General features: G+C 67.4%; 22 protein-coding genes. 5 read left to right on the top strand and 17 right to left on the bottom strand.

Going from position 1 to position 22987, the window contains the following annotated elements; genetic code table 11:
- Positions 1 to 66 precede the first annotated feature (66 nt).
- Positions 67 to 900 (top strand): posphoenolpyruvate synthetase regulatory kinase/phosphorylase PpsR, encoded by an 834-nt coding sequence (gene ppsR / locus QC818_RS02335; RefSeq protein WP_309651232.1) that lies wholly within the window; start codon positions 67 to 69, stop codon positions 898 to 900.
- A 79-nt stretch (positions 901 to 979) separates the two neighbouring features.
- On the opposite strand, the gene QC818_RS02330 is transcribed toward ppsR, so the two are convergent.
- From QC818_RS02330 to QC818_RS02250, 17 genes are all read right to left on the bottom strand, one after another.
- The gene (locus QC818_RS02330) at positions 980 to 2185 is read right to left on the bottom strand and encodes a CaiB/BaiF CoA transferase family protein (RefSeq protein ID WP_309651231.1); all 1206 of its coding nucleotides are present in this window, start codon (positions 2183 to 2185) and stop codon (positions 980 to 982) included.
- A 246-nt stretch (positions 2186 to 2431) separates the two neighbouring features.
- Positions 2432 to 3613: an acyl-CoA dehydrogenase gene (locus QC818_RS02325; RefSeq protein ID WP_309651230.1), complete on the bottom strand. Its 1182-nt coding sequence runs from the start codon at positions 3611 to 3613 to the stop codon at positions 2432 to 2434.
- A gap of 46 nt (positions 3614 to 3659) precedes the next feature.
- The gene (locus QC818_RS02320) at positions 3660 to 5054 is read right to left on the bottom strand and encodes an MATE family efflux transporter (protein ID WP_309651229.1); all 1395 of its coding nucleotides are present in this window, start codon (positions 5052 to 5054) and stop codon (positions 3660 to 3662) included.
- A gap of 93 nt (positions 5055 to 5147) precedes the next feature.
- Positions 5148 to 6389: a uracil-xanthine permease family protein gene (locus QC818_RS02315; protein WP_309651228.1), complete on the bottom strand. Its 1242-nt coding sequence runs from the start codon at positions 6387 to 6389 to the stop codon at positions 5148 to 5150.
- Positions 6390 to 6510: 121 nt separating this feature from the next.
- Positions 6511 to 8181, bottom strand: coding sequence for a glycerol-3-phosphate dehydrogenase/oxidase (locus QC818_RS02310; RefSeq protein WP_309651227.1), 1671 nt, complete (start codon positions 8179 to 8181; stop codon positions 6511 to 6513).
- A 190-nt stretch (positions 8182 to 8371) separates the two neighbouring features.
- Positions 8372 to 10099: an ABC transporter substrate-binding protein gene (locus QC818_RS02305; RefSeq protein ID WP_374710047.1), complete on the bottom strand. Its 1728-nt coding sequence runs from the start codon at positions 10097 to 10099 to the stop codon at positions 8372 to 8374.
- Positions 10100 to 10172: 73 nt separating this feature from the next.
- Entirely contained in the window at positions 10173 to 10445 is a 273-nt protein-coding gene (locus QC818_RS02300) for a DUF2160 domain-containing protein (RefSeq protein WP_309651225.1), read from the bottom strand.
- 12 nt (positions 10446 to 10457) lie between these two features.
- On the bottom strand, positions 10458 to 11351 hold the full coding sequence (locus QC818_RS02295; RefSeq protein WP_374710046.1) for a carbohydrate ABC transporter permease: 894 nt from the start codon (positions 11349 to 11351) through the stop codon (positions 10458 to 10460).
- A gap of 1 nt (position 11352) precedes the next feature.
- Positions 11353 to 12237 carry a carbohydrate ABC transporter permease gene (locus tag QC818_RS02290; protein ID WP_309651224.1) on the bottom strand — a complete coding sequence of 295 codons (885 nt, stop codon included), beginning with the start codon at positions 12235 to 12237 and terminating at the stop codon, positions 11353 to 11355.
- Positions 12230 to 13330 (bottom strand): ABC transporter ATP-binding protein, encoded by a 1101-nt coding sequence (locus tag QC818_RS02285; RefSeq protein WP_309651223.1) that lies wholly within the window; start codon positions 13328 to 13330, stop codon positions 12230 to 12232. Before QC818_RS02285 ends, QC818_RS02290 begins: the two co-directional genes overlap by 8 nt.
- A 1-nt stretch (position 13331) precedes the next feature.
- A complete protein-coding gene (locus tag QC818_RS02280) occupies positions 13332 to 14420 on the bottom strand; it encodes an ABC transporter ATP-binding protein (protein WP_309651222.1) in 1089 nt (362 codons plus the stop codon).
- A 345-nt stretch (positions 14421 to 14765) separates the two neighbouring features.
- Entirely contained in the window at positions 14766 to 15395 is a 630-nt protein-coding gene (upp, locus tag QC818_RS02275) for a uracil phosphoribosyltransferase (protein WP_309651221.1), read from the bottom strand.
- A 160-nt stretch (positions 15396 to 15555) separates the two neighbouring features.
- Positions 15556 to 16242, bottom strand: coding sequence for a uracil-DNA glycosylase (gene ung / locus QC818_RS02270; protein WP_309651220.1), 687 nt, complete (start codon positions 16240 to 16242; stop codon positions 15556 to 15558).
- 3 nt (positions 16243 to 16245) lie between these two features.
- Positions 16246 to 16725: a xanthine phosphoribosyltransferase gene (gene gpt, locus QC818_RS02265; RefSeq protein WP_309651219.1), complete on the bottom strand. Its 480-nt coding sequence runs from the start codon at positions 16723 to 16725 to the stop codon at positions 16246 to 16248.
- A gap of 7 nt (positions 16726 to 16732) precedes the next feature.
- A complete protein-coding gene (locus QC818_RS02260) occupies positions 16733 to 17278 on the bottom strand; it encodes an adenine phosphoribosyltransferase (protein WP_309651218.1) in 546 nt (181 codons plus the stop codon).
- Between the two features lie 21 nt (positions 17279 to 17299).
- A complete protein-coding gene (locus QC818_RS02255; RefSeq protein WP_309651217.1) occupies positions 17300 to 18604 on the bottom strand; it encodes an NCS2 family permease in 1305 nt (434 codons plus the stop codon).
- 172 nt (positions 18605 to 18776) lie between these two features.
- Positions 18777 to 19406, bottom strand: coding sequence for a riboflavin synthase subunit alpha (locus tag QC818_RS02250; protein WP_309651216.1), 630 nt, complete (start codon positions 19404 to 19406; stop codon positions 18777 to 18779).
- Between the two features lie 419 nt (positions 19407 to 19825).
- On the opposite strand from QC818_RS02250, the gene QC818_RS02245 reads away from it, so the two are divergent.
- The 4 genes from QC818_RS02245 (at position 19826) to QC818_RS02230 (ending at position 22971) form a co-directional block, all read left to right on the top strand.
- Complete coding sequence (locus QC818_RS02245; protein WP_309651215.1) at positions 19826 to 20875, top strand: methionine ABC transporter ATP-binding protein; 1050 nt, start codon at positions 19826 to 19828, stop codon at positions 20873 to 20875.
- Positions 20856 to 21509 carry a methionine ABC transporter permease gene (locus tag QC818_RS02240; RefSeq protein ID WP_309651214.1) on the top strand — a complete coding sequence of 218 codons (654 nt, stop codon included), beginning with the start codon at positions 20856 to 20858 and terminating at the stop codon, positions 21507 to 21509. The genes QC818_RS02245 and QC818_RS02240 overlap by 20 nt, the downstream gene beginning before the upstream one ends.
- A 136-nt stretch (positions 21510 to 21645) precedes the next feature.
- Positions 21646 to 22443: a MetQ/NlpA family ABC transporter substrate-binding protein gene (locus QC818_RS02235; RefSeq protein WP_309651213.1), complete on the top strand. Its 798-nt coding sequence runs from the start codon at positions 21646 to 21648 to the stop codon at positions 22441 to 22443.
- Between the two features lie 72 nt (positions 22444 to 22515).
- Positions 22516 to 22971 carry a GAF domain-containing protein gene (locus QC818_RS02230; RefSeq protein WP_309651212.1) on the top strand — a complete coding sequence of 152 codons (456 nt, stop codon included), beginning with the start codon at positions 22516 to 22518 and terminating at the stop codon, positions 22969 to 22971.
- The last annotated feature ends 16 nt before the right edge of the window (positions 22972 to 22987 follow it).

The raw sequence follows: 22987 nt of genomic DNA, 5'->3' as shown, positions 1-22987 counted from the left end.
GGCGTCTTGTCTCCTCCCCCGGCAGGCTCGACAATGACGCCTTCCCCACCAGCCCGAGCGAGCTCCATGACGCGCACCGCCTTCTTCATCTCCGACGGCACCGGCATCACCGCCGAGAGCCTGGGCCGCAGCCTGCTGGCCCAGTTCGAGAACGTCGAGATCCGCATGCTCACCAAGCCCTACATCGACAGCGTCGACAAGGCTCGGCGCCTGGTGTCGATCATCGAGGCCACGGCGGTGAAGGACGGCACGACGCCGATCATCATCGACACCATCGTCGATCAGGACGTGCGCAACGTGATCCGCGAGGCCCCGGGCTTCCAGGTGGACATCTTCTCCACCTTCCTCGAGCCGCTGGAGCAGGAGCTGGCCACCCATTCGTCCTACAGCGTCGGCCGCACCCATTCCATCGGCAGCGACGACGTCTACATGGACCGCATCCATTCGGTGCACTTCGCCCTGGACAACGACGACGGCGCCCGCACCCACCAGTACGACCAGGCCGACATCATCCTGGTGGGGGTCTCGCGCTGCGGCAAGACCCCCACCTCCCTCTACCTGGCCCTGCAGTTCGGGGTGCGCGCCGCCAACTACCCGCTCACCGAGGACGACCAGGACGACAACGGCAACCTCAAGCTGCCCGAGGTGCTGGCTCGGCACCGCCACAAGCTGTTCGGGCTGACCATCGACCCGCGCCGGCTGGCCGCCATCCGCCACGAACGCCGGCCCAACAGCCGCTACAGCTCCATGGACCAGTGCGTCCAGGAGGTCGAGCAGGCCCAGGCCCTCTACCGGCGCATGCACATCCCCTTCATCGACACCACCCGCTTCTCGGTGGAGGAGATCTCCACCCGGATGATCGCCGAGACCGGCATCCACCGCCGCTTCTCGCCGCGCTAAGGCGCGAGGCAGTGTGATGCCCCCCGATACAAGCCACCAGGGGGGGGCTGGCCTGCGGCTCGGCGCATGCCGCGCGGGGCTATCTCACGATCCCTTCCCGCCTGAGCCGGGCGATCTCGTCCACGGAGAGCCCCATCTCGGCGAGCACGGCGTCGCTGTCCTGGCCGAGGTCCGGCGGCGGCACCTCGGAGGTGGCGCTGGCGCCGTCGAAGCGCAGCGGGTTGGCCACCTGGGGGATCCGGCGGCTGTCGTCGCCGAGCGTCCGGCACAGGCCGCGGTGACGGACCTGGGGGTCGGCGAACACCTCGCTCAGGGTGTTGATGGGGCCGGCGGGGATGCCCCGGGTCTCGCACTCCGCCAGCCAGTCGTCGCGACGGCGGGCCCGCAGGGCCTCGCCGATCCTCGAGACCAGCGTCTCGCGGTGGGCGACCCGGGCGGCATTGGTGGCGAAGGCAGGATCCTCGGCCCACTCGGGATGGCCGAGCAGCGACGCCAGCCGGGCGAACTGGGTGTCGTTGCCCACGGTCAGCGCCAGGTGGCCGTCGGCACAGGCGAAGGCCTGATAGGGCACGATATTGGGGTGGGCGTTGCCGTGTCGCTGCGGATCCTGCCCGCCGACCAGGGCATTGAGCGCCTGGTTGGCCAGGGAGGCGACCTGGACGTCGAGCAGGGCCACGTCGACATGCCGCCCCACCCCCGAGGTGCGACGCTCGTGGAGCGCGGCCAGCACGCCGATGGCGGCATAGAGGCCGGTCATCACGTCGGTGATCGCCACCCCGGTCTTCATGGGCAGGCCATCGGGCTCGCCGGTCAGGCTCATCAACCCGCCCATGGCCTGGATCATGAAGTCGTAGCCGGCGCGATGCGCATAGGGCCCGTCCTGGCCGAAGCCGGTGATGGAACAGACGATCAGCCCGGGATTGGTCTCCCGGAGGCTGGCCGCGTCCAGGCCATAGCGGGCCAGGCCGCCCACCTTGAAGTTCTCCAGCACCACGTCGGCGCCGGCGGCCAGGGCCCGCACCAGCGCCTGGCCGTCCCGGGTGGCGATGTCCACGGCCAGGGACTGCTTGCCGCGATTGGCGCACAGGTAGTAGGCCGCCAGCCGCTCCGCGTCGCCCTGCCCTTCCAGCCAGGGCGGGCCCCAGCCGCGGGTATCATCGCCGCGCTCCGGGTGCTCGAGCTTGATCACCCGAGCGCCCAGGTCGGCGAGCAGCTGGCCGGCCCAGGGCCCGGCCAGCACCCGCGACATGTCCAGCACCACCACGCCTTCCAGCGGTCCGCTCATCTTGACTCCTTGCTCGCTCGGGGCGGATCCGGCGACACGCCTCGGGGTCCCGGCCCCGCGAGGAGGCGCCGCGCATGCCACCCGCACGCTACGGCGCTCTCGCCTCCCGCGCCGCTTGCGGGGCCTGGGCTGGCCATCCGGGCCACCCCGTTCGGCGGAGGTGCTTCATGATCCGCCTGCCCCCTGGCGCAGCAGCTGCGCGTCGGCTTGTCTCCGGCGCCCCCGATTAGACACGACGTTGGACGTTCAGCCGGTGAAGGCCTGCAGGCCGGTCTGGGCGCGCCCCAGGATCAGGGCATGCACGTCATGGGTGCCCTCGTAGGTGTTCACCGCCTCGAGGTTCATGACGTGGCGGATGACGTGGTACTCGTCGCTGATGCCGTTGCCGCCGTGCATGTCCCGCGCCACTCGGGCGATGTCCAGGGCCTTGCCGCAGTTGTTGCGCTTGATCAGCGAGATGGTCTCGGGCACCAGCTGGCCGTCGTCGATCATGCGTCCGACCCGCAGGGCGGCCTGCAGGCCCAGGGCGATCTCGGTCTGCATGTCGGCGAGCTTCTTCTGGATCAGCTGGTTGGCGGCCAGCGGCCGGCCGAACTGCTTGCGCTCCAGGGTATAGTCCCGGGCGGCGTGCCAGCAGGCCTCGGCGGCGCCCATGCTGCCCCAGGCGATGCCGTAGCGCGCCCGGTTGAGGCAGGAGAAGGGACCCTTGAGGCCGGTGACGCCGGGCAGGCGGGCCTCGTCGCCGACCTCCACGTCCTGCAGGGCGATCTGGCCGGTGGTTGATGCGCGCAGGCTGAACTTGCCCTCGATCTTGGGCGCCGAGAGCCCGGCCATGCCCTTCTCCAGCACGAAGCCGCGGATCACGCCCTCGTCGTCCTTGGCCCAGACCACGAAGACGTCGGCGATCGGCGAGTTGGTGATCCAGGTCTTGGTGCCGTTGAGGCGCCAGCCGTTCTCGGTACGCACGGCTCGAGTCGACATGCCGCCCGGGTCCGAGCCGTGATCGGGCTCGGTGAGCCCGAAGGCGCCGACCCATTCCCCGCTGGCCAGCCTGGGCAGGTACTTGTCCTTCTGGGCCTCGCTGCCGAAGGCATGGATGGGGTACATCACCAGGCTGGACTGCACGCTCATGGCGCTGCGATAACCGGAGTCGACCCGCTCGACCTCCCGGGCGATCAGGCCGTAGCTGACGTAGTTCATGCCGGCACAGCCGTAGCCGTCGATGGTCGCCCCCAGCAGCCCGAGCTCGCCCATCTCGTTCATGATCTCGCGATCGAAACGCTCGTGGCGATTGGCCTCCAGCACCCGGGGCAACAGCTGCTCCTGGCAGTAGTCGTGGGCGGTCTGGAGGACCATCCGCTCGTCTTCGTCGAGCTGGTCGACGAGGCGGAAGGGGTCATCCCAGGTCATGGGGGTGATCTGGCTCATGGCGGACGCTCCGTTTTATTTTCGACATTCTTGTCGAATGTAGACCTTAAGCATCCTCCTGCCAAGCCTCCGTCGCCGTTTCCCGCCCCGCGGCCTGATCCAGGACAAGTCGCCACTGCCACCAGGCCAGGCCGGCCATCGTCAGGTTGGCCGCCAGCAGGCCGGCAAAGATCCCCGCCGGGCCGGCCAGGGCGCCCCCCAGCCAGGCCAGGGGCACGGTGAGCACGAACAGCCGCACCACCGACAGGCGCATCGCCAGGGCCGGGCGATGCAGGGCATTCAGCGAGGACACGCTCAGGATCACCACGCCCTGGGCGCCGAGGCCCAGGGGCACCCACCACAGGAAGGCCCGCAGCACCTCCCCCACCGCGGCATCTTCCGCATAGCTGGCCACCAGCCAGGGGGCCAGGCCCTGCAGGACGCCCCAGACCAGCAGCTGCCAGGCCAGCACGAACCCGAAACACCCGAAGGTCGCCCGGCGCACGCGGGCCAGCTGGCCGGCGCCGGCGTTCTGGCTGACCAGCGGCGACAGGGTCATGGACAGCGCCAGCACGGCGATCTGCGAGATGGCCTCGAGGCGCGAGCCGACCCCGTAGCCGGCCACCGCGGCATGCCCATGACTCGCCACCACCCGGGTCACCAGGGCCATGGCGATGGGCGTGAAGACGCTGGTCAGCGCGGCCGGCGCGGCGATCCGCGAGAGTTCCGACCAGGAGCGCGCCAGGCGCCGCCACCCGAGGTCATGCCACACGAACAGCCGCCGCAGCCGGGGGTAGCGGATCAGGCCCAAGGTCATCAGGGCCCAGCTGATCACGGTGGCCAGCGCCGCCCCCTGGACGCCGAGCGCCGGCAGCGGGCCCGGCCCGAAGATCAGCAGCGGATCCAGGACCCCGTTGACCAGCGCGGCCATCGCCATCATCAGCCCCGTGATGCGGGTGTTGCCGTGGGCGCGCAGCACGCTGTTGAGCACCCGCGGCACGATCATCGCCGCCGCCCCCAGGTACCAGACGCCCATGTAGTCGCGGATATGCGGCATCAGGGTGGCATCGGCGCCCAGCAGGCCGAACAGCGGCTCCAGCGTGGCCAGGCCCACCAGCGAGACCACCAGCCCGACGCCGACCGCCAGCAGTCCGGCATCGGTGGCGCGCTCGCGCACCGCCTCCTGGTCGCCCTGCCCCAGGCGCCGGGCCACCACCGCCGAGGTGCCGATGCCGAGCCCGATGGCCAGGCTGATCACGGTGAACACCACCGGGAAGGTGAAGGCGACCCCGGCCAGGGGCGCGGTGCCCAGCCGGGACACGAACCAGGTGTCGACCAGGTTGAAGCTCATCATGGCGAGCATGCCGCCTGCCACGGGCAGGCTCTTGCGCAGCAGGGTGGCGGCGATGGGGCCGTCGAGCAGTTCGCCGCGGGGCGCGGCGGAGGGAGTGCGGGAAGGCATGGCATCCTCGTCGGCGATCGGGTCGGGGATTGTGCCCGACCCGGCGCCGCCTGCCAAAGGGCCCGGGGGCGGCGCCCGCCGGGCCGGGCCGGCTCAGTCCTCGTCGGCGCGGGGCAGGATGGCGTTGAGCACGATGCCGACCACCGCGGCCAGGCCCACGCCCTGGAGGGTGAACTGGCCGCCGCCGACCTGCATGCCGCCGATGCCGAAGACCAGGATCAGCGACACCACCACCAGGTTGCGCGGCGCGGTCAGCGGCTTGCCGGCGCGCACCAGGGTGTTCATGCCGACCACCGCGATGGAACCGAACAGCAGGGTCATGATGCCGCCCATCACCGGCCCCGGGATGGTCTGCAGCACCGCGCCGAGCTTGCCGAGGAAGGACAGGGCGATGGCGATCACCGCGGTGATCACCATCACCCAGGGGTTGAAGGCGCGGGTCAGGGTGACCGCGCCGGTGACCTCGGAGTAGGTGGTGTTGGGCGGGCCGCCGAACAGCGAGGCCGCGGTGGTGGCCAGGCCGTCGCCGAGCAGGGTGCGGTGCAGGCCGGGCTTATCCAGGTAGTTGCGCCGTGTCACCGAGCCGATGGCGACCATGTCGCCGATGTGCTCCACCGCGGGGGCGATGGCCACCGGGATCATGAACAGCACCGCCGCCCAGTGGAAGCTGGGAGCCACGAACTCCGGCAGCGCCAGCCAGGCCGCCTCGCGGATCGGCGTGTAGTCGACCACGCCCATCAGCGCCGCCAGGGCGTAGCCAGTGGCGATGCCGCCGAGGATCGGGATCAGCCGGATCATGCCCCGCCCGAACACCGCCAGCACCAGGGTCACCAGCAGGCTGGCCATGGACAGCAGCATGGCCCGGCCATAGCCGATCGCCTCGCTGGTGCCGCCGGTGGCCATGTCCACCGCCACCGGCGCCAGCGCCAGGCCGATGACCATGATCACCGGCCCCACCACCACCGGCGGCAGCAGGTAATGCAGCCAGGCGGTGCCCTTGAGGCGCACCAGCTGGGAGATCAGCACGTAGACCAGGCCCGCGGCCAGCAACCCGCCCAGGGTCGCGGGAATGCCGAAGCTCGACACCGAGCCCTGGATGGGGGCGATGAAGGCGAAGGACGAGGCCAGGAAGACCGGCACGCTCACCCGGGTCACGCCGTGGAAGATCAGGGTGCCGATGCCGGCGGTGAACAGCGCCACATTGGGATCGAGGCCGGTCAGCAGCGGCACCAGCACCAGCGAGCCGAAGGCCACGAACAGCATCTGGGCGCCGACGATCAGCGTGCGCAGCGGGGATTCGGCCGACGCAGGGGCGGCCGCCGTGTTGTCGATCATAGGAGGGGCTCCAGGAAAACCAGCAGGGCGGATGGGTCGCGCGGCATTCTACCAGCCTGGGCGCGGCTTGGGAGGCTCCCGGACTGGCCGGGGCCCCCTTCATCACCACCGACCCCGCCAGCTATCCCGGCGTGGATTGGCCGCCTGGAGGTGCCGCCTCCGCCCCGGCGCGGGGCCGAGGCCTGTCGCTGGCGAAATACTCCGCCATGCGCTCCAAGGCCTGATCGCCGAAGAGGATATCGCAGGCCTCCTGCAGCCCCGGGGAACGACGGATCGCCTCCTGGGGAACCACCAGCGAGATCTTGGATCGACGCCGCAGGAAGTCCTCGAGCCGGGTCACCATCTCGCGACGCCGTGTCAGCTTGAGCTCTCCGCGCAGATACTCGGTGCCTTCGATCAGGACCTCGCCCTGCCGCGGATCCTGGCGGATATCCTCGAGCACCTCCAGGGCCTGGGTGCCGTAGCGCCGCCATAGCCGGGTGCTCAGAGGCTCCGAGGCATGCGGGGCGGTCATGGCGTCCAGCTCCATCAGCCGTGCCTGATGCATGAAGGTGTCGCGCACCGAGGCATCGGGCTCGCCATACCAGCGAAAGTCCGGGTAGGGACACGCGACCCCGAGCCGTCGCACCGCCTCCACCACCTCCTCGCCGACGTTGAGGCAGTCGGTCAGCTTGCCGCCGAAGATGCTCAGGTGACAGGCCTCGATGTCGATGTCGATGTCGATGGCGTGCTTACGGGACAGGTTGAGGAAGTCCCGCTCGCCGCCCTTGCGGGGCTTCACCGCCAGGGGCCTGACGCCGCAACGGGTCGCGATGATATCGGACTCGGTCAGCGGTGCCTCCAGCGCCAGGCGCGTGTTGATATTGTCGAGGACGAAACGGACGTCATCCTCGGTCACGCCTACTTCGGGCGACTCGACCCGGGTATCGGTGGTACCGATGCAGGTGCGGGCCCCCATGGGGATGACGAAGAACAGCCGTCCGTCATCGGCGAAGAAGGCGAGGACCCGACGCTGGTCGGTCAGGCGCGGCACGATCAGGTGGATGCCCTTGGAGAAGACATGCCGGTGCTCGGTACGCTGGCCCGAGAGCTCGTTGTGCCGATCGACCCAGGGGCCGGTGGCGTTGATCAGCACCTTCGAACGGATCTCGAAACGGCTCCCGTCGATGCGGTCCTGCGCCTCGGTGATCCAGTGCTCGCCCTCTCGCCGGGATCCCAGGGACTCGACGTAGTTGGCGGCCACGGCGCCGAAATCCAGGGCGCCGCGTACGAAATTGAAGACGAAGCGGGCATCGTTGTCGTGCAGATAGGCATCGGAGTATTCGAAACCGCCCTGCGCCTCCTCGATATCGATGATCGGCTCCCGGGCCTTGATGTCGCCGGCGCGGAGGAAATGGGGCCGACGGGTGGCACCACCGCCCATCAGCCAGTAGAGCCAGGTCCCTGCCCAGGGGTAGAGCGGATGATACCGGAAGCCCTTGTTGATGGTGGTCAGGAAGCGAATCTCCTGCACCGTGGAGGGATAGCTCTTGATCAGGTGATTGCGACTCTTGCAGAGCTTGCGCACCAGGGCGAAGTCGCCACTCTCCATGTACTTGATGCCGCCCCATACCAGGTTGGAGGACTGCATGCTGGTGCTGCCGGCGAAGTCACCGCGGTCGATCAGCGCGACCCTTGCGCCCTTGCCGCCGAGCGCCGCCGCGGCGACCGCCCCATTGATGCCGGCGCCGATGATCAGGACATCGAAGGCCTGGTCGGGCAGCTTGCGGAGATTGTTCTGTCGTAGCTCCATCTCTCACCCTTCCTGGAAGCAGAAACAACAGGCCCCGCTCGGTGCCTGCCGAGCGGGGCTCAGGGTTCCGTTCAGGCAACCGTTCACACTGGAGTTGCCCTCCGCCGCCCGGCGACGGAGGCGGCAGGCCCGAGGGCCCACCTAGGAAGCTGTCGGAGGCAACCGTCGGTCACATCCGACAGGCTGCCCGTCATCCACGCGTGCCGGCGGCCATCCACTCCTCCATCATCTCGTCATAGGGCACGGTATGCCCCTGGGGCATCTCGTCATCCAATCGGGCCTTGGGCGAGCCGGGCCGAGAGAGCCAGTGCTCGGCAGCCTCTTCCTCGTTGAGGTCGGGCGCATAGTCCTCGAAGACCCTGGCCCGGGCCAGGCGGGCCATGATGCTGTCCAGATCCCCCGCCAGGTTGTCGAGCGCCTCCTTGGGTGAAATGTCCCCGCTGACGGCGGGGGCCAGGTTCTGCCACCACAGCGGCGCCATGCGCGGATAGTCGGGCACGTTGGTGGAAGACGGCGTCCACTGGGACTCATTGGGGCTGCGGTAGAACTCCACGAGGCCGCCGAGCCTGGGCGCCATCTCGGTCATCTGCTCGGAGAAGATGTCGGACCTGCGGATCGGCGTGAGCCCGGCCATCAGCTTCTCGAGCGACACGGCCTTGGAGACCGTGAACTGGGCGAACAGCCAGGCGGCGGTACGACGATCCCCGGGGGTGGAATCGAAGAAGGTCCAGGAACCCACGTCCTGATAGCCGACCTTCATGCCCTCCTCCCAGTACGGCCCGGTGGGTGACGGCGCCATGCGCCACTTGGGCCTGCCATCCTCATCGGTGACCGGCAGCTCCGGGTCGGTCATGTCGGCGGTAAAGGCGGTGTACCAGAACATCTGCTGGGCGATATTGCCCTGTGCCGGCACCGGGCCCGCCTCGCCGAAGGTCATGCCGCTGGCCTCGGGGGGCGCGTACCGCTCGAGCCAGTCGACCATCTTGGTCACGGCGAACACCGAGGCCGGCGAGTTAGTGGCCCCACCCCGGCTCACGCTGGCGCCCACCGGCTGGCTCTGCTCGTCGACGCGGATGCCCCAGTCGTCGACCGGGTTGCCGAACGGCACCCCGGGACTGCCCATGCCGGCCATGGAGAGCCAGGAGTCATGGAAGCGCCAGCCCAGGGACGGATCGCGACGGCCGTAATCCATGTGGCCATACACCTCGGCGCCATCGAGCTCGCCGACGTGCTCGGTGAAGAACTCGGCGATGTCCTCGTAGGCGGTCCAGTTGGTGGGCACACCCAGCTCATAGCCGTAGATCTCGCGGAACCGATCCTGCAGGTCCTCGCGCTGGAACCAGTCGTAGCGGAACCAGTAAAGGTTGGCAAATTGCTGGTCGGGGAGCTGGTAAAGGTTGCCATCAGGCCCGGTGCCGTATTGGAGCCCGATGAAGTCGTCCAGGTCCAGGGTCGGCAGCGTATAGTCCGCCCACTCTTGCTGCATGGCGCGGGAGAGGTTGACGGTGGTGCCATAGCGGATATGGGTGCCGATAGCATCGGAGTCGTTGACGTAGGCATCGTAGATATTACGTCCCGACTGCATCTGGGTCTGCATGTTGTTCACCACATCACCCTCACCGATGATGTTGTGAGTGACGTCGATGCCGGTCAGCTCGCCGAAGGCCTTGGCGAGCACGTCGCGCTCGTAGACATGGGTGGTCAGGCCCTCGGCGACGGTGTTGATCTCCATGCCGCGAAAGGGCTCGGCCGCCTCGGCGAACCACAATAGTTCCTCGATCTGCTCTTCTCGGGTCAGCGTCGATTCCTGGAAATGCTCGTCGACCAGGCGTTCGGCGACGGCACGGGCATCGTGATTGTCGGCCTGCAGGGAACCACTCGCCAGCATGACGCCGGCAGCCAGTAGAGAGAGTCGCATTCTTGTCGCTTTCATATTGACCTCATTGTTGGTGAACGTTCTTCCTTGAACCTTCGCTTCCATGCGTCCCCTGTCAGCCCCAGCGCATCAGGATGAGCATCCACAGGATGGAAATGCCCAGGGCGACCCAGAGACTCAGCGGCGTGAATCCTGCCACCGCAAGGTGGATGTAGGCGGCGGAGAGCAGGCCGATGAACAAGCGATCCCCTCGCGTGGTGGCGATCGGCAGGAAGCCCTTTCGCTCGATCGATGGCGACGCGAATTCCCAGGCCGTCATCCCGGCGAGCATGGCCGCGATGACCGAGAAGAAGATCGCGGTGGGGGTGGTCCAGACCATCCATTCCATGTCGTGCCCTCCTCAGGTCCGGCCCAGGGCGAAGCCCTTGGCGATGTGGTGGCGAACGAAGTAGACGACGACGATGCCCGGCAGGATGGTCAACGTACCCGCGGCGGCCAGGGCCCCCCAGTCGATGCCTGAGGCCCCCTTGGTCTGGGTCATGACCGAGGCGATGGGCTGGGCATCGGTGGCGGTCAGGGTGCTGGCCAGCAGCAGCTCGACCCAGGAGAACATGAACAGGAAGAACAGGGTGACGCCGATCCCCGAACTGATCATGGGAATGAAGATCTTGACGAAGAACCTGGGGAAGCTATAGCCGTCGATGAAGGCGGTCTCGTCGATCTCCTTCGGCACCCCGCTCATGAAGCCCTCGAGGATCCACACCGCCAGCGGGATATTGAACAGGCAGTGCGCCAGGGCCACGGCGATATGGGTATCGAAGAGGCCGACGGTGTAATACAGCTGGAAGTACGGCAGCAGGAAGACCGCCGGCGGGGCCATCAGATTGGTCAACAGCCAGAAGAACAGGTGCTTGTCGCCGATGAAACGGTAGCGACTGAAGGCGTAGGCCGCCGGCAAGGCCACCACGATGGTGATCGCCATGTTCATCAGCACGTAGGTGATGGAGTTGACGTACCCCATGTACCAGTTCGAATCGGTGAAGATCTTGGCATAGTGCTCGAGGGTGAAGGCCTCGGGCCACAGTGTCAGCCCACCGAGGATCTCGGTATTGGACTGGAAGGACATGTTGAGGAGCCAGTAGATCGGCAGCAGCACGAAGACGATGTAGAGCGTCATCAGGCCGCGACGGCGCCACTGGCGACTCGCCGGGCGTGCCTGGCGCCGCCGACGGGCGTCGGCCGCCACCGCGCTCTCGCGTACGGCCTCGGGGGTAGAGGGAATCGAGTCGGTCATCTTAGGCTTCCCCTTCCTTCTTGTTATCTTTCTGCATGTTCATGATGGCGGTATAGAACACCCAACTGACGAGCAGGATGATCAGGAAGTAGATGAGGGAGAACGCCGCCGAAGGCCCGAGATCCTGCTGGCCGATCGCCATGGTGGTCAGCGACTGGCTGAGGAAGGTGGTCGAGCTGCCGGGGCCCCCACCGGTAAGCACGAAGGGTTCGGCATAGATCATGAAGGAGTGCATGAAGCGCAACAGCACCCCGATCACCAGCACATTGGTCAACTTGGGCAGCTGGATGTAGCGGAACACGGCCCACCGGGATGCCCGGTCGATCCGCGCGGCCTGATAGTAGGCGTCCGGAATGGAACGCAGGCCGCTGTAGCAAAGCAGCGCGATCAGCGGCGTCCAGTGCCAGACATCCATCAGGATGATGGTCACCCAGGCATCCACCGGGCTGGCCGTGATGTTGTAGCCATACCCCAGCTCGCGCAGGCTCCACCCCATCAGGCCGATGTCACCACGGGTGAAGATCTGCCAGATGCTGCCCACCACGTTCCAGGGGATCAGCAACGGCATGGTCACCAGGATCAGCACCGCCGAGGCCTGCCAGCCCTTCTTGGGCATGATCAGGGCGATGCCGATGCCCAAGGGCACCTCGATGGCCAGCACCGTCAGCGAGAAGGCGAACTGGCGCAGCACCGCCGCATGCAACTCGGGGTCATTGAGCATCTGCTGGAACCACTCGGCGCCGGTGAAGAACCGGGTATTGGCGTCGAAGACGTCCTGGACCGAGTAGTTGACCACGGTCATCAGCGGAATGATGGCCGAGAAGGCCACCAGCAGCAGCATGGGCAGGATCAGCCACCAGGCACGGTTGTTCTGGACTTTATTCATGATCGATCTCCACGCGGAACTCGTCGACGTACAGGCCGAGGCGCTCGTCGGGGAAACGCAGGTAGGCGCAGCCGACGGGGACGGCCTGGTCCTCCTCGATGCGGGCCTTGAGGGGCGTATCGCCGAGCCTCAGATAGAGGATCGAGTAGGTGCCCAGATCCTGGGCATGCTCGACCACGGCCTCCATGCCAGCCTCGACCGGGGCCGCATGGACCTCGACGAACTCGGGCCGAATGCCCAGCTTGACGTTGCTCGAGCGGGCGCCTTCGATGGCTCGCCGAACGCCTGATCCCACGCTCAACTCGGTGTCATCGACCATGACGCGGCCGTCGTGCAAGGAGACATCGAAGAAGTTCATGCCGGGACTGCCGATGAAGTAGCCGACGAAGGTATGGTTCGGCGTCTCGAACAGCTCCCGAGGGGTACCGAACTGAACCACCTGGCCCTCGTACATCACCGCGATCTTATCGGCGAAGGTCGAAGCCTCGAGCTGGTCATGGGTCACGTAGACCATGGTGATCTCGAAACGCTGGTGGATCTCCTTCAGCTTGCGGCGCAGCTTCCACTTCAGCTGCGGGTCGATCACGGTGAGCGGCTCGTCGAACAGGATCGCCGAGACGTCGTCCCGCACCAGCCCGCGACCCATGGACACCTTCTGCTTCTCGTCGGCGGTCAGGTTCTTGGCCTTGCGCTTGAGCTGGGAGGTCAGCTCCAGGACATCGGCCACTTCCATGACCCGCTCGTGCACCCGGGCTTGCGGCGCCTTCACGTTGCGCAGCGGGAAGGCGAGATTGTCATAGACCGTCATGGTGTCGTAGACGACGGGGAACTGGAAAACCTGGGCGATGTTGCGCTGCTCCGGAGGCAGGGCATTGACCCGCTCGCCGTCGAAGAGCACGTCGCCGCTGGAGGGCTCCAGCAGTCCGGAGATGATATTGAGCAGCGTCGACTTGCCGCATCCCGACGGGCCGAGCAGCGCATAGGCCCCTCCCTGTTGCCAGACGTGGTTCATCTCGCGAATGGCATAGTCCTGGGGCGATTCGGGGTCGGAGAGATAGGTGTGGGCCAGGGATTTCAGGGTGATCTCGGCCATGTCAGATGCCTCCCAGATGGGTCGGGATATGCACCACGGCACCATGCCGGTCGAAGGCATAGACCTTGTGGGTCGGGAAGTAGAGGGTGACCGGCGCGTCGACCCGGAACTCGTGGACGCCCTCGAGATGCACCGTCAGGTGGAAGAGATCGTTATGGACATGCAGGAAGGTTTCCGAACCACTGATCTCGGCCAGATCCACGGTCATCTTCACGGCGATGTCATCCTCGGCCCGGGGCGTCAACGAGATATGCGAGGCCCTGATGCCGAAGCTGTATTCGCCGGGAGGCAGCGAACGCAGGTCCTCGTTCACCGGGAAGTGCAACCGCTTGTCGAAGGTGACCTCGGACCCGGAGATGATGCCGTCGATGATATTGATCGGCGGCTCGGAGAACATCTCGGCGGTCAGGATGTTTCGGGGACGATGATAGACGTCCTCGGTGCGACCATACTGGAGCAGCCGCCCCTCGTGGAGGACCGCCGTATGACCGCCCAGCGCCAGGGCCTCGGCGGGCTCGGTGGTCGCATAGACGGCGATGCAGTTGCGCTCGGCGAAGACCGCACGAAGCTCCTCGCGGAATTCCTCGCGAAGCTTGTAGTCGAGGTTCACCAGCGGCTCGTCGAAGAGGACGATATCGGCATCCTTGACCAGCGCCCTGGCCATGGCGGTGCGCTGCTGCTGCCCCCCCGAGAGCTCGAGGGGCAGGCGATCCAGGAAGGGCTCGATATGTAGCATCTCGGCGATCTCTCGCACGCGACGATCGATCTCTCGGCGTTCGACCTTGGCCAACCTGAGTGGTGAGGCGATATTGTCGTAGACGCTCAACCCGGGGTAGTTGATGAACTGCTGGTAGACCATCGAGACGTTGCGCTTGTGTACCGACCGCCCCGTCACATCCTGACCATCCATCAACACTCGGCCCCGGGTCGGGACATCCAGCCCCGCGATGAGGCGCATGAGCGAGGTCTTTCCGGACAGGGTGCGCCCTAGCAGCACATTGAACGACCCCGGCTTGAGTTCGAGGCTGATGTCATCGATATGCGTCTCTGCGCCGACCACGCGATCGATGTGTTCGAGGATCAGGGACATACAGTTCTCGGCTGTTGTTGTTGGCGGTATTCGGAAAGGCCTAGCGGGAACCCTAGCCGAGATTCGAATACCGCCACAAATGTAAATAACCGAAAAAACCGCCGTCGCCGCCCCCTCCTCCGCGCAATGACGGGGCAACTGTATGTTTTATAGAGCTTTCACCGACCCGTTAAACTTTGGTCAAAGGCGAGTCGGCGCGGCTCGCCGAGTACTCGGGCGACGTCACCGCGTCCAACAATGATCATTTCCGAACAAAAGGCGTTACGGGCCGATAGAGTGGCGAGCCAGGGGCGGCTCGCCGGAGGGAGCACGGCCGGCGAATGACCGGCCGCAGGAAGGAAAGGCTCAGCGGGTGCCGAAGATCTTGTCCCCGGCATCGCCCAGGCCGGGCACGATGTAGCCGTGCTCGTCGAGGTGGTCGTCCACCGCGGCGGTGTAGATCTCGATATCGGGATAGGCATCCTGGACCCGCTTGATGCCCTCGGGAGAGGCCACCAGTACGATCACCTTCATGTGCTGGCAGCCGCGCTCGCGCAGCATGTCCAGGGTCGCCACCATGGTGCCACCGGTGGCCAGCATGGGATCGATGACCAGCGCCATGCGCTCGTCCAGGTCGCCGGCGAACTTGGAGAAATAGGGCACGGGCTCCAGGGTCTCCTCGTCCCGATAGAGGCCGACCACGCTGATCCGGGCGCTGGGGATCAGGTCGGTGACGCCGTCCAGCATGCCGAGCCCCGCCCGCAGGATGGGCACGATGGTGACCTTCTTGCCCTTGAGCTGCTGGGCCGGGATCGGCTCGCCGTTCCAGCCGGGAATCTCCTGGGTCTCCAACTCCAGGTCCTGGGTCGCCTCGTAGGTCAGCAGCTTGGCCACCTCGCCGGCCAGTTCACGGAAACTCTTGGTGCTGATGCCGGCCTTGCGCATCAGACCCAGCTTGTGCTGGACCAGGGGGTGATGGATGGCGTGGACACTCATGGGGCGGACCTCTCCAGGGGCATGGGGTTCGTCGGCAAGCTTAGGGGAAACGCCGGCGGCTCGCCGCCCGCCGACCGGGACACGGGGCGGGCGCAAAATCGCGCGCCATTCTACCCGCAAGGCGGGCCGACGTTAAGCGCCCGGACGCGGCGACCGCGACTCACGCCGGGGTGGCCGGCAGCTGCCAGTCGACGGGGGTGCGCCCGTGCTCGGCGAGGAAGGCATTGGCCCGGGAGAAGTGGTGGTTGCCGAAGAAGCCGCGATGAGCCGACAGCGGCGAGGGGTGCGGCGACTCCAGCACCAGGTGCCGGCGTCCGTCCACCAGCGCCTTCTTCTGGCGGGCATGGCTGCCCCACAGCAGGAAGACCGTGGGACCGGCATGCTCGCTGACCGCGGCGATGGCCCGGTCGGTGAAGGTCTCCCAGCCCTTGCCGCGATGCGAGCCGGCATTGCCCTGCTCCACCGTCAGCGAGGTATTGAGCAGCAGCACTCCCTGGCGCGCCCAGGGCTCCAGGAACCCATGGTCCACCGGCGTGACGCCGAGATCGGCGGCCAGCTCCTTGTAGACGTTGACCAGCGACGGCGGAATCCGCACCCCGGGGCGCACCGAGAAGCACAGGCCGTGCGCCTGGCCGGGGCCGTGGTAGGGATCCTGGCCGAGGATCACCACCTTGACGCGATCCAGCGGGGTCAGCTCGAAGGCGCGGAACCAGTCCGAGGAGTGCGGGTAGATGACCTTGCGGGCGGCCTTCTCGGCGGCCAGGAAGTCGCGAAGCGCCTGCATGTAAGGCGCCTCGAACTCGTCGCCGAGCCAGCGCTGCCAGCTGTCGGGAAGCGGGCAGCCCATGGTTCAGCGCTTGACCTGGTCGGCCAGCGGCTCGACGTAGGCCACGCCCATATCCCAGGGGAACTGGATCCAGCAGTCCTGGGCCACCTCGGTGAGGTACTGGTCGACCAGCGGCCGGCCCTCCGGCTTAGCGTAGACGGTCACGAAGTGGGCGCTGGGCAGCATCTCGCGGACCTTGCGGGCGGTCTTGCCGGTATCGACCAGGTCGTCGACCAGCAGCCAGCCGTCGCCGTCATGGTCGACGCCCTTCATGACCTCCAGGTCGCCCTGGTCCTTGCCGTCGTAGCTCTTGATGCAGACGGTGTCGATCAGCCGCACGTTGAGCTCCCGGGCGATCAGCGCCGCGGGGATCAGCCCGCCGCGGGTGATGGCGACGATGCCCTTGAAGTCGCGTTCGACCAGGCGGTGGCAGAGCTCGCGGACGTCCCGGTGGAGCTGGTCCCAGGAAACGGTGAAGTGCTGGTGGTAACGATGGGTGCTCATGGTGGTGTCATTCATCCTCGGTGAAGGAGCAGACCGCGAAGACGCCGAAGCCGGCCTCGCGGATGCGATCCGCGCCGCCCAGGTCCGGCAGGTCGACGATGGTGGCGGTCTCCACCACCTGGCCGCCGCTGCGGGTGATCAGCTTGGCCGCGGCCAGCATGGTGCCGCCGGTGGCGATCAGGTCGTCGACCACCAGGATGCGGTCGCCCTCGCGGAAGGCATCGCTGTGCAGCTCCACCTCGGCCTCGCCGTATTCCAGGGTGTAGGTCTCGCTGATGGTCTGGAACGGCAGCTTGCCCTTCTTGCGCACCGGCACGAAGCTGCAGCCCAGCTCGTAGGCCAGGGGCGCGCCGACGATGAAGCCCCGGGCGTCGATGGCGGCGATGGCATCGAGGTCCATCTCCTGGTAGCGGTGCACGAAGCTGTCGATCAGCTTGCGGAAGGCCGCGCTGTTCTGCAGCAGCGGCGTGATGTCGCGGAAGTTGACCCCGGCCTGGGGCCAGTCGGGAACGGTGCGGATGACGGACTTGATGTAGTCGCCGTAGATGCTCATCGCGATTCTCGTCGGTCGGTGTCAGTCGAGGAACAGGAACTTGGCGCAGAAGACCAGCGCAAGCACCACCACGGCGGGATTCAGGTCGCGGAAGCGACCGGACAGCGCCTTGATGGCCACGAAGCTGATGAAGCCGAGCGCGATGCCCTCGGCGATGGAGAAGGTCAAGGGCATCGCCAGGGCGGCGATCAACACCGGGGCGGCCTCGGTGGCATCGTTCCAGTCGGCGTGGGCCAGGCTGCCGGCCATCAGCACCGCCACGTACAGCAGGGCGCCGGCGGTGGCGTAGGCCGGAATCGAGCCGGCCAGCGGGGCGAAGAACAGGCTGATCAGGAAGAGCCCGCCGACCACCACCGCGGTCAGGCCGGTGCGGCCGCCGGAGACGATGCCGGCGGTGGACTCGATGTAGCTGGTGGTGGTGGAGGTGCCCAGCGCCGCGCCGGCCATGGAGGCGCCGCTGTCGGCCATCATGGCGCGGCCGATGCGCGGCAGCTTGCCGTTCTCGTCGAGCAGCCCGCCGCGATGGGCGACGCCGATCAGGGTACCGGAGGTGTCGAACAGATCCACGAACAGGAAGGCGAAGACCACGCTGAACATGGCGATGTCGAAGGCCCCGGCCAGGTCCAGCTGCATCAGGGTCGGCGCGATGGACGGCGGCATGGAGACGATGCCGCCGAACTCGTTGTGGCCGAGCAGGATGGCCAGCACGGTCACGCCGAGGATGCCGATCATCACCGCCCCGGTGACCCGCAGATGGGCCAGGGCGGTGATCACGAAGAAGCCGAGCAGCGCATACAGCGCCGAGGGCTCGGAGAGGTCGCCCAGCGCCACGTAGGTCGCCTGGTTGGCCACCACGATGCCGGCGTTCTTCAGCGCGATCATGGCCAGGAAGAGCCCGATGCCGGCGGCGATGCCCAGGCGCAGCGACATGGGGATCGAGTTGATGATCCATTCGCGGATGCGGAACACGCTGAGCAGGAAGAAGGTGAAGCCGGACAGGAAGACCGCCCCCAGCGCCGCCTCCCAGCTGTAGCCCATGCCCATCACCACGCCGTAGGTGAAGAAGGCGTTGAGCCCCATCCCCGGAGCCAGGGCGATGGGATAGTTGGCCCACAGGCCCATGATCAGACAGCCCACCGCCGAGGCCAGGCAGGTCGCGACGAAGACCGCGCCGTAGTCCATGCCGGACTCGGACAGGATGCTGGGATTGACGAAGATGATGTAGGCCATCGTCAGGAAGGTGGTGATCCCGGCGATGAGCTCGGTCTTGATGTCGGTGCCGTGGTCGGCGAGCGCGAACTGTTTGTCGATCAGGCGTGTCAGCATGGGTGTCTTCCTGGATGACGCAGGATCGCGTCCTGGATGCGAGAAAAGCCGCACATGGTAGCGGAAGGCGCGGCGCGATGCGAGGCGCCCTCCCCCGGCGGCGGGGCTACCCGTTGTATAAGGGAGGTGGCGGGGTCGGCGCCAGTGACGACGCCAACGCAGGCTGAACGCCTCAGGCTCCGCGCGCCGCCATGACCCGCTCCACGGTCTCGACGATGGCCTGGGTCTGGGGGTCGATCTCGATGTTGACGCGATCCCCGGGCGCCCGGTCGGCCAGCACGGTCCGCGCCAGGGTCTCGGGGATCAGGTCCACGCAGAAGCGCGGGCCATGGCCGCCGCCGGCCGGCCGCGTCTCGCCGATGGTCAGGCTCGCCCCGTCCACGCCGATATAGCCCTTGTCGAACAGGAAACGCCCCAGGGCGGCGGGCAGCTCGAACCACAGCCGGCGATTGTTGGGCGCCTCGTCGAGCTCGACCAGCTCGGCGGTGGCGATGACGTGGCCCGACATGGCGTGGCCGCCGATCTCGTCGCCGAAGCGCGCGGCCCGCTCCACGTTGACCCGGTCGCCCACCGCCAGCTCCCCCAGGTTGGTCACCCTCAGGGTCTCGCGCATCAGGTCGAAGCCGACCCGCTCGCCGTCGATGGCCGTGACGGTGAGGCAGACGCCGTTGTGGGCAACCGAGGCGCCGATCTCCAGCCCCTCGCGCAGTGCCGCCGGCAGGACCAGCACATGGCTGCGGAAGGCCTCCGCTTCCTCGATGGCCACCACCTCCGCGGTGCCCTGCACGATGCCTGTGAACATGACGCTCCTCCGAAGTCGAGCCGCCTGCGGCGGCAGATTAGGCGGCTCAGTGTAGAGAAGCCGGGGGGCGAGCGTCCATGCCGCCGGCGACCCGCCTGCCCTGTCGGCCCCGGCATCGACAGCAATATTTCCTGCCGAATGGCCGCGATCAGACGATCTTGTTGGCACCCCGCCCTCATCCCGCCAACATGCTCCAAAACGTTTGACATACGAACGTTCGAGACCTAGGATTGCCGCCACATTTTGAAGGCGCCGATTTGGACCCGGATTGCGGGCGCCGACGCCGCGGGGCGATGCTCCGCGGCGTGAAGTGCAGCTAAAAGGGTGTGTCCAGCGTTGATGGCCACCCGCCAGGGTGGCCTTTTTTTTCGCCCCTGCACCGCCCGCCTCCCGCCCGGCGCCACTCCGGTGGCCCACAGATGATCCGACTGCAGAACGTATCCAAGACCTACTATTCCCGGGGCCGGCGCGACGGCATCGAGGCCCTCAAGGCCGTCGACCTCCACGTGCCCAAGGGCCAGATCCACGGGGTGATCGGCCTGTCCGGCGCCGGCAAGTCGACCCTGATCCGCTGCGTGAACCTGCTGGAGCGGCCGACCACCGGCAGCGTCACCGTGGACGGCCAGGAGCTCACCGGCCTGGCCGGCGACGCGCTCAACCAGGCGCGACACCGCATCGGCATGATCTTCCAGCACTTCAACCTGCTGACCTCGCGCACCGTGTTCGCCAACGTCGCCCTGCCCCTGGAACTGATGGGGATGAAGAAGGCCGACATCGCCGAGCGCGTCACGCCGCTGCTGGAGCTGGTCGGCCTGGCCGACAAGGCCGGCCACTATCCGGCCCAGCTGTCCGGCGGCCAGAAACAGCGCGTGGCCATCGCCCGGGCTCTGGCCAGCCGCCCCCGGGTGCTGCTGTGCGACGAGGCCACCTCGGCCCTGGACCCCCACACCACCGGCGCGATCCTCGAGCTGCTCCAGGACATCAACCAGAAGCTCGGCCTGACCATCCTGCTGATCACCCACGAGATGGAGGTGGTCAAGACCATCTGCCACCGGGTCAGCCTGATCTCCGGCGGCGAGCTGGTCGAAGAGGCCGAGGTCGGCGACTTCTTCACCGCCCCGCGCACCCGGCTGGGCCGCGACTTCCTCAACGACTTCCTCGAGCTCGACCCGCCCCGGGCGCTGATCGAACGCCTCGAGGAGGCGCCCGGCGAGCACAGCCACCCGGTGGTGCGGCTGGCCTTCTCCGGCGACGCCGTCTCCACGCCGCTGATCTCGCGCCTGGCCCGCGAGTGCGGGGTCGAGGTCAGCATCCTCCAGGCCAAGGTCGAGTCCATCCAGGACCGCACCCTGGGCCTGATGATCGCCGAACTCATGGGCGACGCGGCGGAGACCCGCCGCGCCCTGGACTATCTGGAAACCCACGACCTGAAGGTGGAGGTGCTCGGCCATGTCCGGCGCGATGCTTGAACTGATCCTCGAGGCCACCCTCGACACCCTGTACATGGTCGCGGTCTCCGGGCTGATCTCCGCACTGCTCGGCATCCCGCTCGGCGTGCTGCTCTACGTGACCCGCCCGCGGCAGATCCTCGAGCAGCCGGCGCTCAACGGCGTGCTCGGCGTGATCACCAACGTCGGCCGCTCGGTGCCCTTCATCATCCTGATGGTGGCGATCATCCCCTTCACCCGCGCACTGGTGGGCTCGTCCATCGGCACCAATGCCGCCGTGGTGCCGCTGACCATCGCCGCCATCCCCTTCGTGGCGCGCCTGGTGGAAGGCGCCCTCAACGAGGTCAGCCCCGGACTGGTCGAGGCCGCCCAGTCGATGGGCGCCACGCCCGGGCAGATCATCGCCAAGGTGCTGCTGCCCGAGGCCCGGGGCGGCATCTTCACCGCCCTGACCGTGACCATCGTCACCCTGGTCAGCTACTCGGCCATGGCCGGCGCGGTGGGCGGCGGCGGCCTCGGCGACCTGGGCATCCGCTACGGCTACAACCGTTTCAACCCCACCATCATGCTGATCACGGTGGTGATCCTGGTGGTCATGGTGCAGGGCTTCCAGAGCCTCGGCGACTACCTGGTCCGCAAGAGCGACCACAAGTGAGCGCCCCGGCCGGCCGCGGGACGCGACATGCTCGCGGGGCCGGCCCCAAATAACAAAAAAGCATTACACAGATGGCGCTTATTCTTTTATGATCGATCCTCGATCATCATCATCGCCTCGATAGGGAGACATCGACATGCGCAGCATCCTGATCGGCGGCCTCGCCGCCTCCGCCCTCGCCCTGGCGATCGGCCAGGCCAGCGCCGACGAGCACGGCCTCAAGGTGGGCACCGTGGCCGGCCCCGAGACCGACGTCATGCAGGTCGCGGTGGACATCGCCGAGCGCGAGTACGGCCTGGAGGTCGAGATCGTCGAGTTCACCGACTACGTGACGCCCAACGCCGCCCTGGCCGACGGCAGCCTGGATGCCAACGCCTACCAGCACGAGCCCTACATGCAGTCCATGGTCGAGGACCGCGGCTACGACTTCGCCATCGCCGGCCGCACCTTCGTCTACCCGATCGGCGCCTATTCCGAGAAGTACGACAGCCTCGAGGCGCTGCCGGAGGGGGCGACCATCGCCCTGCCCAACGATCCGACCAACGAGGGCCGGTCGCTGATCCTGCTGCACAACGCGGGCCTGATCACCCTGGCGGATCCCGAGAACCTCGAGGCCACCCCGCTGGACATCGTCGACAACCCCCACGACTTCGACTTCCGCGAGATCGAGGCCGCCCAGCTGCCCCGCGTGCTGCCGGACGTGGACATGGCCTTCATCAACAACACCTTCGCCCAGCCCGCCGGCCTGAGCCTGGACGACGCCCTGGTCAAGGAAGGCCCCGAGTCGCCGTACGTCAACATCATCGCCGTGCGCGCCGGCGACGAGGACCGCGAGGCCATCCGCCAGCTGGTCGACGCCTACCAGAGCGAGGAAGTCGCCGCCAAGGCCGAGGCGCTGTTCGAGGGCGCGGCCGTCCCGGGCTGGGAAGACTGATCCCGCGCCCGAGAGCACATCCAGACCCCGGGGCCGGCCGCTGCGCCGGCCCCTTTCGTTGGAGGAGACGACATGACCGACTACGCCCTGCTCGCCCGACAGCTCGACGCCCTGCTGGACACCCGCGACTGGCTGACCAACAGCGCCCAGACCTGCGCCTTCCTCATGCAAGAGATCCCCGACCTGAACTGGGCCGGCTTCTACCTGCAGCGCGCGCCGCGGATGCTCGGCCTGGGCCCCTTCCAGGGCAAGCCCGCCTGCCACCCCATCCCCTTCGACAAGGGCGTGTGCGGGGCCGCGGCTCGCTCCCGCGAGACCCAGCGAGTCGATGACGTCCATGTCGTCGCCGACCATATCGCCTGCGACGCGGCCTCGCGCGCCGAACTGGTGATTCCGATCGTCGCCGGGGAGCGCCTGTGGGGCGTGCTGGACCTGGACAGCCCGAAGCCGGGGCGCTTCAGCGCCGACGATCAGGCCGGCCTCGAGGCCCTGGCCCGCGTCTTCGTCGAGCGCAGCGACCTGGGGTGAGCGCCGACGCCCGCGG

It is taken from the genome of Halomonas koreensis, from assembly GCF_031451675.1.
Lineage (GTDB): Bacteria > Pseudomonadota > Gammaproteobacteria > Pseudomonadales > Halomonadaceae > Halomonas > Halomonas koreensis.
This window is presented reverse-complemented; position numbering and strand designations above follow the sequence as displayed.

Excerpts from the sequence above, each read along its gene's own strand:
- ppsR (WP_309651232.1), top strand. The coding sequence starts at position 67 with ATGACGCGCACCGCCTTCTTCATCTCCGACGGCACCGGCATCACCGCC.
- QC818_RS02330 (WP_309651231.1), bottom strand. The coding sequence starts at position 2,185 with ATGAGCGGACCGCTGGAAGGCGTGGTGGTGCTGGACATGTCGCGGGTG.
- QC818_RS02325 (WP_309651230.1), bottom strand. The coding sequence starts at position 3,613 with ATGAGCCAGATCACCCCCATGACCTGGGATGACCCCTTCCGCCTCGTC.
- QC818_RS02320 (WP_309651229.1), bottom strand. The coding sequence starts at position 5,054 with ATGCCTTCCCGCACTCCCTCCGCCGCGCCCCGCGGCGAACTGCTCGAC.
- QC818_RS02315 (WP_309651228.1), bottom strand. The coding sequence starts at position 6,389 with ATGATCGACAACACGGCGGCCGCCCCTGCGTCGGCCGAATCCCCGCTG.
- QC818_RS02310 (WP_309651227.1), bottom strand. The coding sequence starts at position 8,181 with ATGGAGCTACGACAGAACAATCTCCGCAAGCTGCCCGACCAGGCCTTC.
- QC818_RS02305 (WP_374710047.1), bottom strand. The coding sequence starts at position 10,099 with ATGCGACTCTCTCTACTGGCTGCCGGCGTCATGCTGGCGAGTGGTTCC.
- QC818_RS02300 (WP_309651225.1), bottom strand. The coding sequence starts at position 10,445 with ATGGAATGGATGGTCTGGACCACCCCCACCGCGATCTTCTTCTCGGTC.
- QC818_RS02295 (WP_374710046.1), bottom strand. The coding sequence starts at position 11,351 with ATGACCGACTCGATTCCCTCTACCCCCGAGGCCGTACGCGAGAGCGCG.
- QC818_RS02290 (WP_309651224.1), bottom strand. The coding sequence starts at position 12,237 with ATGAATAAAGTCCAGAACAACCGTGCCTGGTGGCTGATCCTGCCCATG.
- QC818_RS02285 (WP_309651223.1), bottom strand. The coding sequence starts at position 13,330 with ATGGCCGAGATCACCCTGAAATCCCTGGCCCACACCTATCTCTCCGAC.
- QC818_RS02280 (WP_309651222.1), bottom strand. The coding sequence starts at position 14,420 with ATGTCCCTGATCCTCGAACACATCGATCGCGTGGTCGGCGCAGAGACG.
- upp (WP_309651221.1), bottom strand. The coding sequence starts at position 15,395 with ATGAGTGTCCACGCCATCCATCACCCCCTGGTCCAGCACAAGCTGGGT.
- ung (WP_309651220.1), bottom strand. The coding sequence starts at position 16,242 with ATGGGCTGCCCGCTTCCCGACAGCTGGCAGCGCTGGCTCGGCGACGAG.
- gpt (WP_309651219.1), bottom strand. The coding sequence starts at position 16,725 with ATGAGCACCCATCGTTACCACCAGCACTTCACCGTTTCCTGGGACCAG.
- QC818_RS02260 (WP_309651218.1), bottom strand. The coding sequence starts at position 17,278 with ATGAGCATCTACGGCGACTACATCAAGTCCGTCATCCGCACCGTTCCC.
- QC818_RS02255 (WP_309651217.1), bottom strand. The coding sequence starts at position 18,604 with ATGCTGACACGCCTGATCGACAAACAGTTCGCGCTCGCCGACCACGGC.
- QC818_RS02250 (WP_309651216.1), bottom strand. The coding sequence starts at position 19,406 with ATGTTCACAGGCATCGTGCAGGGCACCGCGGAGGTGGTGGCCATCGAG.
- QC818_RS02245 (WP_309651215.1), top strand. The coding sequence starts at position 19,826 with ATGATCCGACTGCAGAACGTATCCAAGACCTACTATTCCCGGGGCCGG.
- QC818_RS02240 (WP_309651214.1), top strand. The coding sequence starts at position 20,856 with ATGTCCGGCGCGATGCTTGAACTGATCCTCGAGGCCACCCTCGACACC.
- QC818_RS02235 (WP_309651213.1), top strand. The coding sequence starts at position 21,646 with ATGCGCAGCATCCTGATCGGCGGCCTCGCCGCCTCCGCCCTCGCCCTG.
- QC818_RS02230 (WP_309651212.1), top strand. The coding sequence starts at position 22,516 with ATGACCGACTACGCCCTGCTCGCCCGACAGCTCGACGCCCTGCTGGAC.